The sequence below is a fragment of the Bacillus cereus group sp. RP32 genome (assembly GCF_040459735.1).
Taxonomy (GTDB): Bacteria; Bacillota; Bacilli; order Bacillales; family Bacillaceae_G; genus Bacillus_A; species Bacillus_A wiedmannii.
This window is the reverse complement of sequence record NZ_JARVHO010000001.1, coordinates 2,333,429-2,349,941: the sequence shown is the minus strand read 5'-3', so window position 1 is coordinate 2,349,941 and position 16,513 is coordinate 2,333,429. Positions and strand designations below refer to the sequence as shown.

Genomic DNA, 16,513 nt, shown 5'->3' with positions numbered 1-16,513 from the left:
AAATTCCTCCCTTTCGAAAATATGATAATAAATATTGATTTCAATATGGAAATCAAATTTTTAAGTATGCTTTTTCCTGCAAAAGATTTTCTACTATGCATGGAAAACACCTTTCCAACACTGCGTGTTTATTGTTTAGGAAAGTAGGTTACAAATTAAATACTCAAAGATTATGAAAGAAGATTTTCAGTAATCTTTGAGTGAGAATCCATTTACTATAAGGGTTTGTTTTTATACATATACAAAAGAAATTGATTTACATATCTGCTATCTTTTACACTAATTTACTTAACGGTTAGCTCTACCACCAAGTTGTTGTTCAGCCATTGCTACTAAACGTTTTGTGATTTCACCACCAACAGATCCATTTGAACGAGCTGTTGTATCTGCACCAAGTTGTACACCAAACTCTTGTGCAATCTCATATTTCATTTGATCAAGAGCCTGTTCAGCGCCTCGAACTAATAATTCATTACGACTTCCACTATTATTGTTTGCCATATTATTTCACCTCCGATGTTGTTAATATGCTACAAATTATGAAATAATAATTATCCTTTTTATGGGAATTGGATTATGAATAAATATTGATTTTCTTCTTAAAATAGGGCAAAAGACATATGAAAGAAGAGCTGCTATAACGTACTTTCATAACAACACTATGTATAGATTTCTGTTTTTCCAAGAGATACATATAATATTATGAAAAATGATTCCTAAGGAGATATGAGATGAAAGCTGTAACCTATCAAGGACCAAACCAAGTACAAGTTAAACAAGTTGATGATACAAAGTTAGAGAAAAAAGATGATATTATTGTAAAAATTACTTCAACCGCTATTTGCGGTTCTGATTTACATTTATATCAAGGTAACATGCCGTTACCTCCAGGATACATTATTGGTCATGAGCCAATGGGAATTGTTGAAGAAGTCGGCCCAGATGTCACTAAAGTAAAAAAAGGAGATCGTGTTGTTATCCCTTTTAACGTTGCTTGTGGATATTGTTTTTATTGCCAACATGAAATGGAAAGTCAATGTGACAACTCCAATCCTCATTATGATTCTGGTGGATACTTTGGTTATACAGAGAAGTTTGGTAATCATCCAGGCGGACAAGCAGAATATTTAAAAGTTCCTTTTGGAAATTTCACTCCATTTGTTATACCGGAATCATGCGAACTTGAAGATGAATCTCTACTGTTTTTATCCGATGTTTTGCCAACAGCCTATTGGAGTGTAATAAACGCAGGTGTTAAGCCAGGTGATACTGTTATCGTCCTTGGTTGTGGACCTGTTGGATTAATGACACAAAAATTCGCTTGGATGCAAGGTGCTAAACGCGTAATTGCGGTCGATTACTTAGATTATCGGATAAATTATGCAAAAAAGATTAACAATGTTGAGGTATTTGAGTTCACAAAATTTCCAGATATGGGGGAACATTTAAAGGAAATCACACATGGTGGTGCCGATGTAGTCATTGATTGCGTGGGCATGGATGGAAAAAAATCGCCACTAGAATTTCTGGAACAAAAATTGAAATTACAAGGTGGAACTCTCGGCCCTATTCAAATTGCTACGAAAGCCGTAAGAAAATACGGAACGGTTCAAATGACTGGTGTTTATGGTGGCAATTATAATGCATTCCCACTCGGAGCATTTTGGGTTAGAAATATTAATCTTAAAATGGGACAAGCACCTGTCATTCATTTTATGCCGGAACTATTTAAAAAAATAATAAACAAAGAATTCGATCCAAAAGAGATTATTACACACAAAATCCCCCTTGAAGAAGCGAGCTACGGTTATCAAATTTTTAATAATCGTGAAGATGATTGTATAAAAGTCATTTTGAAACCTTGAAGATACAATTTATTATTCTTAATGAAAAGATAAGGTTACACTCCGTAATCTTATCTTTTTTATTAAATTCCAAGTATCTATTCCCCCATTTTCATCTCATATCGAAAATAGTTATTTCCAAAAGACTTTGCATTTTGAGATAACGATTTATTGGTAAAAAAATGAATTAAAGTATTAAGTAACCAATTAACGGACACGATAACAATGTTAACTAACTTAAAAAGAGGTGTACTTCATGTTTTATTATAAAGAGGAAATAATTAATATGATTAAGCCGGATAAACCAGATCCAGCTGCTGCAAAAGTTTTACAAGAAATATTAGGTGGGCATTATGGTGAAATGCGTACAATGATGCAATACTTCTTCCAAAGCTCAAATTTTAGAGGTAAAGAGAAGCAATATCGTGATTTACTTCGAGGTGTTTTTTTAGAGGAAATAAGCCACGTAGAACTTGTACAACATACAATTAATCAGCTATTAACTGGATCTGGTGAACCTACGCCAGGAAATGCTGGTATTGACAAAGCACCGCTTGATGAAGCGGTTAAACATGCAAACCCTCACCATTTTATTGTAGGTGCTCAAAGTTCATTGCCTGTTGATGCAGCTGGCAACCCATGGAATGGGTCTTGGGTATATAATCATGGAAACTTAATTAGCGATTTACTAGATAATGTCGTACTTGAATCTACAGGTGTACTTCAAAAGACTAGAATTTATGAAATGAGTTCTAATCAAACATTTAGAGAAACTCTTGCATTTTTAATTGTACGTGATAATGCACATCAAAATGCTTTCGCAAAAGCTTTAGAGACATTGGGGGTTGAATGGGGAAAACTCTTCCCTGTGCCAAACTATGATATTAATAAATACCCAGAGTGTAGAAAATATGTAGACATGGGATTCCATAATGCACAATTTAATTTCAGCTTAGATCCAACAAGAATGGGAGAAATATTCCAAGGTGAATCACCAAGTAGAAACAAAGGAACACTAACAGTAACTGACCCGCCAAAAGGTTTTCCTGTACCAGAGCTTCCTGAAATGCCAAATGAGCATAGTCCCGGATTAAAAGATATGGATCTTTAAGATAATTATGGCCAACTATTTATTCATGGTTGGTCATAGTTCTTTATAAAAATTCATGTAAGCTTGTTGTTAATGTGATAGGATGTTTTAATAAATCCTCTTTATTTAAATCATATTTCTGCTCCTCTTAATTTTGTTTCTATGAACCATTAGACGCCACTGTATACTTACTTATAACCTCCCTACCTCTATTCACATATAACATCCCTATATTGTAAAAAAGAGGAGGGGCTTGTTAATCTGTACCCTTTGTAAAGGACATTTTGAAAAAAGTTAGGCAACATCAAGAAGATGATTTCTGTATCCAACAGGAGTCATCTTTTTTAAATTCCATTGATATCTATAGTGATTATAGTACGTCATATATTTCTTAATCTCTTGTTTCAACTCAGTAAAAGACTCGCAAGGTTTTATATGTGCTTCATCTTTCAGATGACCAAAAAATGATTCTTGTGGAGCGTTATCCCAACAGTTCCCTCTTCTTGACATAGATTGTCCGAGCTTTAGCTTTTTGACTAATTTTTGGTAGGTAGGGCTTGTGTAGTGGGCTCCTTGATCTGAATGAATATATGCGCCTTCAGTCAATGGAATCCTCTTATTCCGTTTTAGTTTATGAAGAGTTGTTGTTACGAGGTCTAATGTCATCTGTTCTGAAACATGGTAAGCTAAAATTTCATTGGTTGAGCCATCTAAAATTGTAGATAAATAAGCTCTTTTATTCTTACCGTAAATTAAATAAGTGATATCTGTAAGAAGCGTTTTTCCTGGGATATTTTGTTTAAATTCTCGATTTAATTGATTCGGCACTACTCGATGTTCTTTTGAAGCTTTCAGCATTCTTTTATAAGGATTTGCTTTCCGAATCGGACAGACAATCTCATATTTTTTCATGATTCTACGGATACGCTTTAAATTGTAGACAACTTGAAAATGACCCACCAATGTCATTTTTATTTGACGAGCCCCTTTCTTTCGATTTCTAAATCGAAGTGCTTTTAATATGATTTCTTTCACGATTTCATCTTGATTGTTCTTTTGTTTCCGTTGTTCTTGAGATGAAATGGAAAAATAATTATAGTATCCCGAACGGGATACACCAGCTACTTTACACAAATAACTCACCATATTTCTTAAGTTATATTTTATGATAACAGAACGAATCAGGATATATTTCTGACTAGGTGATAACGTTATTTCCTTCTCATCCTCCCTTCCATAAGTTTGATCTTTTTTAACAATTCATTTTCTGCCTTTAGTAAGTTCCGTTCGGCTTCTAAACGAGCATACTTCTCTTCTAACGTAAGCTCTCTCTCAAGAGTTCTTCCCGCGTTTTCGGTGCGTGTATCTCGCAAACCAAATACACCATTTTTTCTGTAAGCAGCACGCCATCTACTTCCTGATGACATAATTCGTTTCATTCCAATTATATCTATATCAAAACCACATTCTTCAAAAATATTTCGAGGTAGTTTTCCTTTCTCATTTTCCTCAATAAAAATACGCTTAAATTCATCTGTATAAGTGATACCTTTCTGACTTACAGATTTTATGTAGGGGTTATTTGATAGAATTTGAATGTCTCTTTCCGTAAATAGCTTTTTTGTCATTTTGAACTTTCTCCGATCCCAATTTTCTCTCATTATACAAGAAATACCCTATAGAATAGACTTTTTTTCAGTGTCTATTCTATAGGGTACATTTTATGTCCCCCTCTTCTTTTAATTTTTCTTTAAAAGAGTTGCTCCTGCAATCCCTGGATGTGTCATTTCGAATGGATCTAGAATTAACTCTAAGTCTTCTTGTGACAATACACCATTTTTCACACAAAGTTCTCGAACGGATTGCCCTGTCGCGATTGCTTCTTTTGCAACACGAGCTGCTGCTTCATAACCGATATGAGGGTTCACGGCTGTAATAATTCCTACACTCTTCTCAACATACTCTTTTAAGCGAACTTCATTCGCTTCAATTCCTTTTAAGCAATTATCTGTAAAGGCACGGAAACCGTTATTCATAATGCTAATTGATTGTAGTAAGTTGAAAACAAGTACTGGTTCCATCACGTTTAATTCTAATTGTCCTGCTTCTGAAGCAAGGCAAATTGTATGGTCGTTACCAATTACTTGGAACGCGATTTGGTTAATCACTTCTGGCATAACAGGGTTTACTTTCCCTGGCATAATAGATGAACCTGGTTGACGAGCTGGTAACATAATTTCCGCTAAGCCAACACGTGGACCTGATGCCATTAAGCGAAGGTCATTCGCAATTTTAGACATATTCATCATACATACTTTAAGTGCTGCAGATACTTCTGTGTATGCATCCGTATTTTGCGTCGCATCTACTAAGTCTTCTGCACCAACAAGTGGTAGTTCACTAATGGCAGCTAAATGTTTTACAACTGCTTCAATATATTCTGGATCTGCATTTAAGCCTGTACCAACTGCAGTTGCTCCCATATTTACTTCATATAGATGTTGACGTGATTGCTTGATACGTTTCATATCACGTTCAAGTACGCGGGAATACGCTTTAAATTCTTGTCCAAGACGAATTGGCACAGCGTCTTGTAAATGTGTACGACCCATTTTAATAACATGATCGAACTGTTCTGCTTTTAATTCAAATACATCGTGCATATAACCCATCGTTTGTAATAAACCTTCTAATGCGTTTAATGTTGCAATATGAATCGCCGTTGGGAATGCATCGTTTGTTGATTGTGCCATGTTTACATGACTATTTGGACTAATATAATGATAGTCTCCCTTTTCCATTCCTAATAATTCAAGAGCACGATTGGCCATGACTTCATTTGCATTCATGTTCATTGAGGTACCTGCTCCGCCTTGGATTGGATCTACGATGAAATGATCATGCCATTTTCCATCAAGAATTTCTTGAGCGGCTTCTGCGATCGCGCCGCCCTTGCTCAATTCCAATCTTCCTACATCTGTATTAGCAAGCGCTGCAGCTTTTTTTACAATTGCGAACGCTCTAATTAAACTTTCATGAATTTTGTACCCTGTAATCGGGAAATTTTCAACAGCGCGTAAAGTTTGAATTCCGTAATATGCCTCAATAGGTAATTCCTTTCCTCCCAAAAAATCCTTCTCCACTCGCACGTTCTTGTTTGTCATTGCCATTTTAATTTCTCCCCCATATTAAATGTAAAACCTAAATAAATCATATGAAGTCATTACCAATCCTTATCAGATTTTATTGTTAAATCGTAGGCTAAAGGCTCTTCAATAATTTTTTTAATCTCTTCTAATTTATTAGTTTTCCCAAGCGTCCACATCAATTTTGCTATGATGGCTTCCGTATTCATATCTCCAGATAATATTACTTGATGTTGCGCCACTTTCCGTCCTACTTCATAGAGAAGTATGTCTTCTCCTTCTTCCAGGCATTGAGTAGTAATCACTACAGCAATCCCCATTTCAGTCAACTCTTGAATTTTCGAAAGCAAGTTCCTTCCTTCAAAAGGTAATCCACCGTTACCAAAACTTTCAATAATAACCCCTTTATACAAACCTTTTAAACAATCAAATATCTCTGGCTTTGTACCTGGATACAATTTCATAAGAAAAACATCCGTACATAAATTAGTATTTATTGAAAGTTCATTATGGGAGGACGTTGGCTTCCAATGATATTTCACTTCATCTTCATTTACCTCAGCAACATATGGATAATTCACACTTTCAAATGCATCATAACTTTTTGTTCGCATTTTAACTGCTCTCGTCCCAATAATCACCCTACCATCAAAAACAATAAACACACCGCCAACATCCTCACAGGCAAATCTAAGAGCATCAGCTACATTTTTCTTTGCGTCTGTCTTTTTAAAACTAATAGGTACTTGTGAGCCTGTTAAAACAACTGGTTTTCTTAAACCTTGAAGCATATAAGATAACGCAGAAGATGTATAAGCTAACGTATCCGTTCCATGTGTAATCACAAACCCGTCATAGTCATCATAGTGATTAAAAACAGCATTAGCTATTTCTTTCCAGTGCTCAGGTTGCATATTGGTACTATCAATATTCATTAAGATTTTACAATCTATTTCTAAGTTTCGAGATGACTTCGAAAAATAATTCAATAATTCCTCAGCAGATAATCCTGGAACAAGCCCTTCATTCCCCTCCACAGATGCAATTGTCCCACCAGTTGCCAGTAATAAAATTCTCTTCATACACAACCCCTCCATAAAATAAACAACGATATATCGTTCGCGAAATGCGCACTTATACTTATCATTATAGAACTTAATTTGAATTAATCAAGATTTTGTATTCAATACGCATACTTTTTCTATTCTTGATTCTTTTTCTATGTTATAATTAATTTAATAAAATTAGATGGGATATGAGACGAATGTTGGAACGTTTATCTGAATTAAGAAAAAATCAAAGATGGTCCTTACAAGAGACAGCAGATCGACTTGGGATTGCGAAAAGCACCTATGCTGGTTATGAAAATGGTTATAGATTACCTTCATTACAATCTTTATCTAAAATAGCAGATTTATTTGATACGTCTGTAGATTATATATTAGGTCGAATTGAACATTCACATCAAAACAAAGATGTAATTGATATTACAAGACTCCTAAACGATCCAGATCCAACACTTTTAATAGATGGAGAAGTACTTTCAACAGAAGAGATAATTGATTTTATCGCTTTTGTGAGAAGTAAACGAGAACTAAGTTCCAAAAGAATAGAAAATATTGAACCAACATTTGAAAGTTGATTCAATAAAGAACGAAGACACTGCACTCTTTAAACTTAGAAATACTTAGACAATTAATTTGTAAACGGTTTATATAGGATTAACTTGGGGAATATTATTAATCCGAATTCATTTTATCAACTTTATATTTATAAATTACATTTTATTATTTTACATACAAAAAATATCCTTCCTAAAAACTTCCATACCAAGAAAAATCGCGGAACTACACTGATTGATCTAGTACTTCTCTCCATGCAGTTCATGCTGGCAGCACGTGCACATGTATAATCCAAATCCACTCAGAGGGAATCACAAGGAAAATAGCAATCCATTCTTTGGTTTGGAAAAAGAGCGCTATGTGTCAGTTATACTTCTACCTATTGATATAGTAGCCGACGAAGGATATGCTTCATATCTTCTCCCTGTTGATAGAATTGCAAAATGGAAATAGTATAAAACTTATATTAAGGACTAAAGGAGGCAGAATAGTATGGAAATAATCGCAGCTATTTTAGTAGGAATCGTAGCATTAGAGCATTTATTTATCATGATTCTCGAAATGTTTTTTATTAATTCAAAAGTAGCACAACGCGCTTTCAAATTGCCGAAGCATTTAGAAGGAGATCGAAACGTAGCCATTATGTTTGCAAATCAAGGTTTATATAATGGATTCTTAGCAGCTGGCCTCATTTGGGGACTTATACTTGGAAACAATCCCATTGGTTATATGATTCAATTATTTTTCATCATTTGTGTGGTAGTAGCAGCTATTTTCGGAGGTTTCACGTCCAATAAATCAATTATCGCGAAACAAGGACTTCCTGCTATTTTAGCATTGCTTGCCCTTTTATCTGTCATATAGAAGCAAAGCTTTTCAATACAGGAACTCATTTTTGAAAAATACGCTATTCTTTCTGTAGATTTATAAGAAAGGATGGCGTATTTGTATGTCTATTTCTGTATCGAAAGAATTTGAAAGTATAACAGATTTCAAACAAGAATTATGTCATAAAACATAGTTTTTTAGCCCACTCATTTTACTAATTTATTCTTTAACTCCTCCCTTTTTTCTTTAGCTTCATCAATTTCTAATAACATGGATTTTTTATTTGTCTGCTTAATGAATTGAGTATATAACTCTGGGAATTCTTTTTGAACTGCTTTATTTAATACTGTTTTATATTTAATCATATAAATAGCTTGTAACAAGGTGTAAGTGTAACCTTTAGTATTGGTGTAGATTATGAAATTATGCTTCATGGAATGCTAATATGGTTACTGTAAGTGATAAAGCTACAGGTATAAAAACTATTAACAAAGCATCTTAATGTTTATGAAATTCTTTGCTAATAGTTTCTCTTCTCCCTAATCTCCTGCGAGACTATATTTTTTTATTGAAATTTTCCATATCTTATTTGATTTATTCTGTAACACCAGATTGGGTTACTTTTACATCAGCCGTTACACGAAAACGTAAATGTTTATAGGATTCTTCCCATTCTTGACTGTTCCATTTTCTTACGTGAGTTCTACCAAGCTTTCTAAGTCCTATAGGATCTGTGCCTTTTTTAATAAACCTCTTTATCAATGTAGTTGCTTTTTTTTCTATTTCTGTTTCCATAATTCTTTCTAATTTTTTTATTTCTTTAGGGTTATCTAGATTTTTTGTTTTTGTAAATTCTTGAATTTCAGCTTTAACTTGAATATGAGCATTTACGAATGGATGCTTACTATTCCCCTCCATCTTATATTTTGTTCTAGCTTTTATATTCTCTATCGTGGCGTAAGTATTTGAAGAACCAGGTAGTTTGAATTGGTATGTACCTTGTTTAAAATTATCTGTCAACAATTTAAATACAAATAAATCTTTAGGGTTCACTTTATCAACCATTTTACATCTTTTAAAAAGTGCTATTCCATTTAACTCCAACACGTTACCTTTTTTAGATATCATCGGTAAATATGAATCTCTCGCATCATCATTAAGTTGGTTTAAAAACATAAAAAAATTTGTTTTTGGCTGCGTTCCATTGTCCATATTTTGCTCCAGTAAAGAGGATAGATAGGAAGCAATTTCTCTTTCTTTAGAATAGTTCCCCTTTAATAGTGATTCCCCTTTTACATTTGTAATTGCTAAATAAATTGCATTTCCTACACTAGGATTTCGGTTCAAAGTCTCTAAAATTTCCTGCATTCCCTTATCAATTATTTTTTCATTAAATATGATAACACGCAATTGACCCAACTCTAGGGGTCCAGAAGATTTTTCGGTTGCTCTTGCAAGAACTTCTCTACCAGTCTGGCCTGATGCCGAATAGATTTTCGTTTCACCTTCCCCGCCTCCTTTATAGGCTGAAATCGCAAAGGTTCCTTTTAGCTTACCTTCTGCTTCGGTATCATATGCCGCAACTTGAACTAAGTCAATGTCATCCACAATTTTCGTTTTAGCACAACCTATTAAGAAGACACTTACTATAAGGGAAAGTATCCATCGCTTCATGTTTATCTCCTTAACTTTATTTTGGCGGTTTGAATTAGCCATAGTACAGGTAGGTATACATATATATATACAAAGCCAATTTGACCTGTCCAAGTATTTAATACGTTAATTTTATTACGGTTATTCAAGAAAAATGATAAAACAAAGATGAATACGATGATAACTGGCAAAACATATTTTTGCTTTATTCCCAGTGCCTCTTTTATACCACGACTTACTCCCCATAATGTAAAGGAAACATTGGGTAATATAAAAAAAGCCCAAACAGAAACAATAATGTATTCAAACCGCTCTATAAAGGGAAATTGTATAATTTTAATCATGCTTAAATACGCCCATATCGCGCTCGCTAGTTGTTTTTCACTAAAAAACGCAAGAGTTAAAATCATAAGGTATGTGTAGACAATAGTCGTTACGAAATTTGCATAGTGCGCATATTTTTGAGACGTTCTTGCTTTTTTAATAAATGGGTAGTACAACAATAACATTTCAAATCCAAAAAAACTAAACATATTTCCTTTCATTCCTTTCATAATTTCTAGGAATGAATGCTGTGCAATTGGAAATAAATTCCGAAAATCTGCATACTGCAAAGGATAAAAAAATGTGAAGATTAGAAAACTTGGGATAACGATTCCAAAGAAGCCGATTCCGGCAACTACACGAAATCCTCCAGTAACAATGTAATAACATAGGCCTAAAAAAGCCCCCGCTATAACCCAAGATGAAATTGAAGGAAACATCCAAACATGTACTACTTCAATATAAGTATGGAGTGTTGTTGCACCTAACAATACAATATAGCATAAAAAAATCAAGTTGAACAATCCACCAATCCATTTTCCAAGTACGTTTTGATTGATTGCAATGATGTCTCCATTACCCTGATTTAAAATCTGATATATAATCCAAATCATAAGATTAACAGATATTCCAAAAAGTAGCGTGCTAATCCACGCATCATTTCCAACTAATTTTGCACTAATCCTTTCAAAACCAAGCATACCAACTCCCATCTGTATAGTAATAATAAAAAAAAATACCATATATGGAGAGACTTGATACTCAATTGGGATCTGTTTCATAATACTCCTCCCTGTTAAATTCAATCATCAAAATCATTTCGTGATATGATTTTATTTTTCTCTACCTCTTCTGGATTAAAACGAAAACGCTGTTTAGATCTTGAAAAAATTGGACGTCGGAACATCGCTGAGATTGGCATACGTATAATGCTGTCTTTCCAATCAGTAGGACGTGTAGGATAAAAAGGGAACAAATAAGGACGTCTTAATGATTCTGTACGTAATAAGCGTGCTAAAAGTAAAGAACTTGTTAAAACAATTCCTAATAAGCCCAACAGGTGTGCAGATATTATAAAAGGAAAACGAATTACTCGAATTGTATTACCAATTCGATATATTGGTGCTGTAAATGAGCTAAGGGCTGAAAGTGCAACAATGATAATAAGTACATTACTTGTAAGACTTGCCTCTACCGATGCCTGTCCAATTACAATACCCCCTACTATACCGACAGTTAGACCCACTTTAGTTGGTAAACGTGCCCCCGCTTCTCTCAGTAATTCAATCGTTATTTCTAAAAACAGTGCTTCAATGACTGGAGGAAAAGGTACTCTACTTCTCGATATGATTAACGTTTCAAGAAGTTCTTTCGGAATTAGCTCGTAATGATATGTTAAGATTGCAACATATAATGGAGTAGTTAAGACAGAAAAAATAAAAGCAAAAAGCCTTAGCAGTCGAAAAAAGGAGGAAATAATCCAAGGCATGGTGTAATCTTCTGTCGTAGAAAAAAAATCAATTAATGTTGTTGGAAGAGTGATAGCATAAGGCGAGCCATCTACAAAAAGTGCAATTTTCCCTTCTGCTAATACAGCTGCCACACGGTCAGGACGTTCTGTATTCAAAAATTGAGGGAATATAGAATTCGGGTTGTCTGCAATTAACTGAATCAAATAAGTACTATCCAAAACATGGTCTGTTTTTATTTGACTTACCCGTTTTATAATTTCTTGTAGATTTTGATCATTTACAATTCCCTCAATAAATACAATCGCAACAGTTGTGTTAGAGAGAGAGCCTACTTTCAATTCCTTCATTTGTAAATAAGGTGTTGGAAGCTTTCTACGTACTAAATTTAAATTTACATCTAAATCTTCGACAAATGCGATTTGCGGACCCACAATATTGTATTCAATTTCAGCTTTTGTAATATCCCTTTTTTCTTTCTTTGACACATTTACTAACAAACAATTTAATGTATCTGTATCGAACTGAATAAGTATATAGCCATTTAAAATACTATCCTGAATATCTTCCATTTGATTTGTTATTTTTGAATTCTCAAAGGGTAAGACAGACTGAATATCTTGTAACGAATCGAAGCTCTTCTCTTTTATATAAGTCAAAACCTCTTCATGAAATATATTTACATCGATTAATGTTCTAAAATATGAAATGACTATAGAGGAATTATTAGAAGCAATTTCCAACGTTATAAAATCTTTAGATTTTTTTAGTAATTTCATTAAATCCTGTAAAGATTTTATAGAGTAAACTGATATTCTTTCATGTGGTTTCAATTGATAATACCCTTCCTTTCAGAAAGAAACTATATATAGTTTTCAGGAAATTGCTATTTTTAAAATTAGGGATGGTGATATGTAAATATACTTATTGAATTAATAATAACGCCTTTGAAAATAACTTAACCAAAATTAGTAAAAAAATGTATTGCAAGTAAAAATTAGAAATGTTTTTAAGTAGAATTATGATATTAAAAACATCCTTTCTTTTGGTTCTAAAGAAAGGATGTTTTTATAACAGGCTTTTTGGAAGGTTTTAATTTAATCCTAATTATATTTTTTATAAATTCTAAAAGTATATTATCTAATGAAGAACTTGATATATTTAATATTTCTTATAGCTTATCTTTCCCCTCTTAGGTCACTAAATGTGACCTTAATGTTTCCGTAATAAATATAACCGAAGTAAATTTATATCCTATCATTTTATTTTATGTCATTCCCTTACCATTCTATCCCTTTCCTCAAGCAAGATTATTCTTTCTACTTGAGATGAATACTGTTCTAAAATTGTATTCTTATCTTTAACCAATTTCAGTTTTTGTTTAATAGCATTACATTTTGTATGGTTTCTTAAAAAATTTCAGTAAAAGAATATATTAATTTTGAAGTGTACAAATAGGGAGAGTGACTTCAACTGTAGTCCCCTTATCCACTTCACTCTCAATAAATACCTTTCCCTGATGTGTTTCAATGATTTTATAACAGATCATTAATCCTAAGCCAATCCCCTCTTCTTTAATACTATAAAAAGGTTCTCCGAGGTATGGTATACGTTCTTTTGGAATCCCACACCCTTGATCGATAAAACGAATGCTTAATTGATTATTATCAAGTATATTTAATTGAATCAGAATTTCCCCTCCCATCGGCATAGATTCAATTGCATTTTTTAATATATTAACAAATACTTGCTTTAATTGATTTCCTTCACATGAAATCAATGGAATACCAGGGGTAAGATCGATTCTAATTTTTATATTATTCATCATTGCTTGAGGTTGTAGTAGCATTAAAACTTGATCCATTAGCACACTAATATCATTAGGTTTTATTTTTAGCACCTGTGGTTTGGCTACCACCATAAATTCAGTTGTAATACTCTCTATACGCTCAATCTCTGATGATACTATATTAATATAACCCTGATTATTCTCATTTTCCGTTGATTTTAGTAATTGCATGAACCCTTTCATTGCAGTTAATGGATTATTAATCTCATGAGCCATTACAGTCGCTAATTGTCCTACAACAGCAAGTTTTTCAGATTTTCGTAATAATTCTTCTGTTTTTAGCCGTTCAGTGATATCACGAGAAATACTTAGGAAAACTTTTTTACCATTTAAGTTAAAAACACGAACACTAAACTCAGTTGTTATTACTTTTCCTGTTGGAAAAACATATTCATCTTGCAAAGTGAATGAAGTTTGTCCCTTTTTAATTTTTTCTAATAACCTTACGATCATTTGAGAATCTTGTGGTACTATATTTGAAAATGATAATGAGAGCAACTCTTCTCTACTATATCCAAATCTTCTACACCCAACAGGGTTTACCTCAATAAATCGACTTGGAGCATTATCTTCATTCAGCTCTACTACATATACCGCATCCGTCGCTTGCTCGATTAGTGCACGGTACTTCATTTCACTATCTCTTAATTGCTGGTGTAATCGATGCCGTTCTCTTTCTGCTTGTTTTCTTTCAGAGATGTCTCTACATATTGCTGATAAAGCTATCACATTTCCTCTTACATCTAGTATAGGAGAAACTGTCAGACTGACATCAAGAAGACTCCCATCGTTACGTTGTCTAACAGTTTCTAATCTAGTAACCACGGATTCACCTGTTAGAATTTTCTGAATATTTTTAAGTGATTCTTCCATTAAAAAATCTGGTACACAAGGTAATCTCTTACCTATGATTTCTTGTGATGACCAACCAAATATCTTTTCATAAGCTTTATTCGCTTGTAAAATATGCCCTTCTCGATCAGAAATGGTAATAGCATCTAGATTATGCTTTATAAATGATTCTAATAATTCTTTAGTAGCGGTTAATTCTGATTCTACCTTTTTCCTTTCGGTCATATCAACTGTAGAACCAACAACTTCAATAACTTGTCCATTTCGTTTAATTGGCCTAAGCGCAATAAGAATAATAGTTTTATCATTTGGCCAAGGTAATTCAAATATAATTTCTTTTCCTTCCCATGCCTGAAGATAGTACTTCATCAATTGTGGAACTAAATGTGGAGGAATAATAGAAGCATCAATAGTACGTAAGCTTTTTCCTACCACCTGTTCAGAATAAAATCCGTTTTGATAATAAAACTGTCCATCACATAAAGTGTGTATAAAATGCTTACCCACTTTTTTAAATTTAAAAATTCCTCCTTGAAGCTCATGTACGGTATCTGTAAGTTCTTGCTTCGATTTTTTTAATTCTCGATTCATTTTAGATAAGTCCTGTGTTAAATAATACAATCTCTGGTAGGCTTCCATAAGAAATAGCCCAATTAAAAGTCCTAACGCTATATATAATAAGCCTCCTGTGTAAAGTAATGTAGTATTAAATAATACGCCAACTAACCACTTTATTCCAATAAAAACAGAAAAATATAAAGATGCACTTTTAAAAGGATGTAGTTTTTTAAAATAAGTTTTAAAAGTAGAAAATAGAATCCCCATACCTAAATAAGCAATCACAGGAGGTTCCCAATACCCTCCTATGTAAAAAATGCGCATTATAATTATGCTAATTAACGTAATCCAACCAGCAATACGACCAAAGTAAATAAAAGATAGAATAAGAGGAACAACTCGAAGATCGTAGGAAAATCCCATGTATGGAAAAGAAAAGAACATTAACGTAACTGCAATAATCCCTCCATAGAGCTTTTCGAAATATCGACTAGAATTAATTGTAAACACTTGAATAAATATTGCTGCGCTAACTAATAAAGAAAAAATAGAAAGATTGATGAAATAATCTTTAATAATCATGTAATGTCCCTCCTTGCATTAAGTGTATTCGACAAAAAAGCTAAAAATCCTACAAATAGTATAAACAGTTCAAATACATAAAATTTAAACTAGGATAAAATCTAGAAAAGTAAATTATAAGCACAGCAGATAAGATATTTTAGTGAAAAATAGTTAAAAAAGATAATAGCAACCGTTTACTACTATTATCTTTTTTCTTTAAGTTATCGTAATATGTCTGAAACTCTAAAGGGACGTGATATGTCATTTCATCGAACAATCATTATACGCTGAGTTCATGAATACAGAAATTTCATCTGTAATTTTTGAAAAATAACACAAAAAAACAAAACTATCTTTAAAAATGGAAAAAGCCTATATAAATGTCAACTAATCTATGTACAAAAACGTTCACTTAATTTTGTATAAAATCACTCCACTTAGGAAGCTAAGTAGTTCTTCAGGGTTGATTAGAACACCTGTAGATACTTTAGGATAACTACATAATTGTATGAGTGTGAGTAATGTACTTGAAACCTTTCGGTAAAGCCATCCACATAATGCAACTAACTCCTTGGTTCAATATTTACTTTTTCGCTGAACGAATTCTTTTTCTTGAGCTAAGTATTCTAGGACATAAGGAGATATATGCCATTGCAATTTTTCAATTAACTTGTTGTCTAGTTTATTGTCCAGCTCCAATTACTTCTTTACTTT

The 16,513-nt window shown here is 33.1% G+C and carries 12 protein-coding genes and 3 pseudogenes; 5 read left to right on the top strand and 10 right to left on the bottom strand.

What is annotated here, in order from left to right:
• Positions 1-288: 288 nt before the first annotated feature.
• A complete protein-coding gene (gene sasP, locus QCI46_RS12050; RefSeq protein ID WP_000002841.1) occupies positions 289-501 on the bottom strand; it encodes a small acid-soluble spore protein, SasP family in 213 nt (70 codons plus the stop codon).
• A gap of 230 nt (positions 502-731) precedes the next feature.
• On the opposite strand from sasP, the gene QCI46_RS12045 reads away from it, so the two are divergent.
• A complete protein-coding gene (locus tag QCI46_RS12045; protein WP_353840346.1) occupies positions 732-1,865 on the top strand; it encodes a zinc-dependent alcohol dehydrogenase in 1,134 nt (377 codons plus the stop codon).
• A 235-nt stretch (positions 1,866-2,100) separates the two neighbouring features.
• Positions 2,101-2,955, top strand: a complete 855-nt coding sequence (locus QCI46_RS12040) for a manganese catalase family protein (protein ID WP_097843680.1) — start codon at positions 2,101-2,103, stop codon at positions 2,953-2,955.
• 273 nt (positions 2,956-3,228) lie between these two features.
• On the opposite strand, the gene QCI46_RS12035 is transcribed toward QCI46_RS12040, so the two are convergent.
• From QCI46_RS12035 to ansA, 3 genes are all read right to left on the bottom strand, one after another.
• Positions 3,229-4,562, bottom strand: a protein-coding gene (locus QCI46_RS12035; RefSeq protein WP_353839582.1) for an IS3 family transposase whose coding sequence is annotated in 2 segments (ribosomal slippage) — positions 3,229-4,175 and positions 4,175-4,562 — 1,335 coding nt in all. Because the reading frame shifts where the segments join, the coding sequence is not laid out codon by codon here.
• 111 nt (positions 4,563-4,673) lie between these two features.
• Positions 4,674-6,104, bottom strand: a complete 1,431-nt coding sequence (gene aspA, locus QCI46_RS12030; protein WP_353840345.1) for an aspartate ammonia-lyase — start codon at positions 6,102-6,104, stop codon at positions 4,674-4,676.
• Between the two features lie 53 nt (positions 6,105-6,157).
• Positions 6,158-7,162: an asparaginase gene (ansA, locus tag QCI46_RS12025; RefSeq protein ID WP_088081147.1), complete on the bottom strand. Its 1,005-nt coding sequence runs from the start codon at positions 7,160-7,162 to the stop codon at positions 6,158-6,160.
• 182 nt (positions 7,163-7,344) lie between these two features.
• On the opposite strand from ansA, the gene ansR reads away from it, so the two are divergent.
• From ansR to QCI46_RS12010, 3 genes and pseudogenes are all read left to right on the top strand, one after another.
• Positions 7,345-7,722 (top strand): HTH-type transcriptional regulator AnsR, encoded by a 378-nt coding sequence (gene ansR / locus QCI46_RS12020; RefSeq protein ID WP_063225005.1) that lies wholly within the window; start codon positions 7,345-7,347, stop codon positions 7,720-7,722.
• Positions 7,723-7,917: 195 nt separating this feature from the next.
• Positions 7,918-8,155 (top strand): annotated as a pseudogene (locus tag QCI46_RS12015) (nitroreductase family protein); the annotation flags it as partial.
• Positions 8,156-8,194: 39 nt separating this feature from the next.
• Positions 8,195-8,566 carry a DUF1304 domain-containing protein gene (locus tag QCI46_RS12010; RefSeq protein ID WP_353840344.1) on the top strand — a complete coding sequence of 124 codons (372 nt, stop codon included), beginning with the start codon at positions 8,195-8,197 and terminating at the stop codon, positions 8,564-8,566.
• A 173-nt stretch (positions 8,567-8,739) separates the two neighbouring features.
• Here the strand turns inward: QCI46_RS12010 and QCI46_RS29890 are convergent.
• The 6 genes and pseudogenes from QCI46_RS29890 to QCI46_RS11980 all read right to left on the bottom strand — a co-directional run.
• Positions 8,740-8,916, bottom strand: a pseudogene (locus QCI46_RS29890) (nucleotide excision repair endonuclease); the annotation flags it as partial.
• Positions 8,917-9,124: 208 nt separating this feature from the next.
• Positions 9,125-10,204: a Ger(x)C family spore germination protein gene (locus QCI46_RS12000; RefSeq protein WP_353840343.1), complete on the bottom strand. Its 1,080-nt coding sequence runs from the start codon at positions 10,202-10,204 to the stop codon at positions 9,125-9,127.
• Positions 10,205-10,206: 2 nt separating this feature from the next.
• Positions 10,207-11,289, bottom strand: coding sequence for a GerAB/ArcD/ProY family transporter (locus QCI46_RS11995; RefSeq protein ID WP_353840342.1), 1,083 nt, complete (start codon positions 11,287-11,289; stop codon positions 10,207-10,209).
• Between the two features lie 20 nt (positions 11,290-11,309).
• On the bottom strand, positions 11,310-12,809 hold the full coding sequence (locus tag QCI46_RS11990; protein ID WP_353840341.1) for a spore germination protein: 1,500 nt from the start codon (positions 12,807-12,809) through the stop codon (positions 11,310-11,312).
• 602 nt (positions 12,810-13,411) lie between these two features.
• Positions 13,412-15,817, bottom strand: coding sequence for a PAS domain S-box protein (locus QCI46_RS11985; RefSeq protein ID WP_353840340.1), 2,406 nt, complete (start codon positions 15,815-15,817; stop codon positions 13,412-13,414).
• 432 nt (positions 15,818-16,249) lie between these two features.
• Positions 16,250-16,498: pseudogene (locus QCI46_RS11980) on the bottom strand (IS4 family transposase); the annotation flags it as partial.
• Positions 16,499-16,513 lie beyond the last annotated feature (15 nt).

What these genes read in the sequence shown, in the direction of transcription:
- ansA (WP_088081147.1), bottom strand. Translation starts at nt 7,162, where the DNA reads ATGAAGAGAATTTTATTACTGGCAACTGGTGGGACAATTGCATCTGTG.
- aspA (WP_353840345.1), bottom strand. Translation starts at nt 6,104, where the DNA reads ATGGCAATGACAAACAAGAACGTGCGAGTGGAGAAGGATTTTTTGGGA.
- ansR (WP_063225005.1), top strand. Translation starts at nt 7,345, where the DNA reads ATGTTGGAACGTTTATCTGAATTAAGAAAAAATCAAAGATGGTCCTTA.
- QCI46_RS12000 (WP_353840343.1), bottom strand. Translation starts at nt 10,204, where the DNA reads ATGAAGCGATGGATACTTTCCCTTATAGTAAGTGTCTTCTTAATAGGT.
- QCI46_RS12040 (WP_097843680.1), top strand. Translation starts at nt 2,101, where the DNA reads ATGTTTTATTATAAAGAGGAAATAATTAATATGATTAAGCCGGATAAA.
- sasP (WP_000002841.1), bottom strand. Translation starts at nt 501, where the DNA reads ATGGCAAACAATAATAGTGGAAGTCGTAATGAATTATTAGTTCGAGGC.
- QCI46_RS12010 (WP_353840344.1), top strand. Translation starts at nt 8,195, where the DNA reads ATGGAAATAATCGCAGCTATTTTAGTAGGAATCGTAGCATTAGAGCAT.
- QCI46_RS11985 (WP_353840340.1), bottom strand. Translation starts at nt 15,817, where the DNA reads ATGATTATTAAAGATTATTTCATCAATCTTTCTATTTTTTCTTTATTA.
- QCI46_RS11995 (WP_353840342.1), bottom strand. Translation starts at nt 11,289, where the DNA reads ATGAAACAGATCCCAATTGAGTATCAAGTCTCTCCATATATGGTATTT.
- QCI46_RS12045 (WP_353840346.1), top strand. Translation starts at nt 732, where the DNA reads ATGAAAGCTGTAACCTATCAAGGACCAAACCAAGTACAAGTTAAACAA.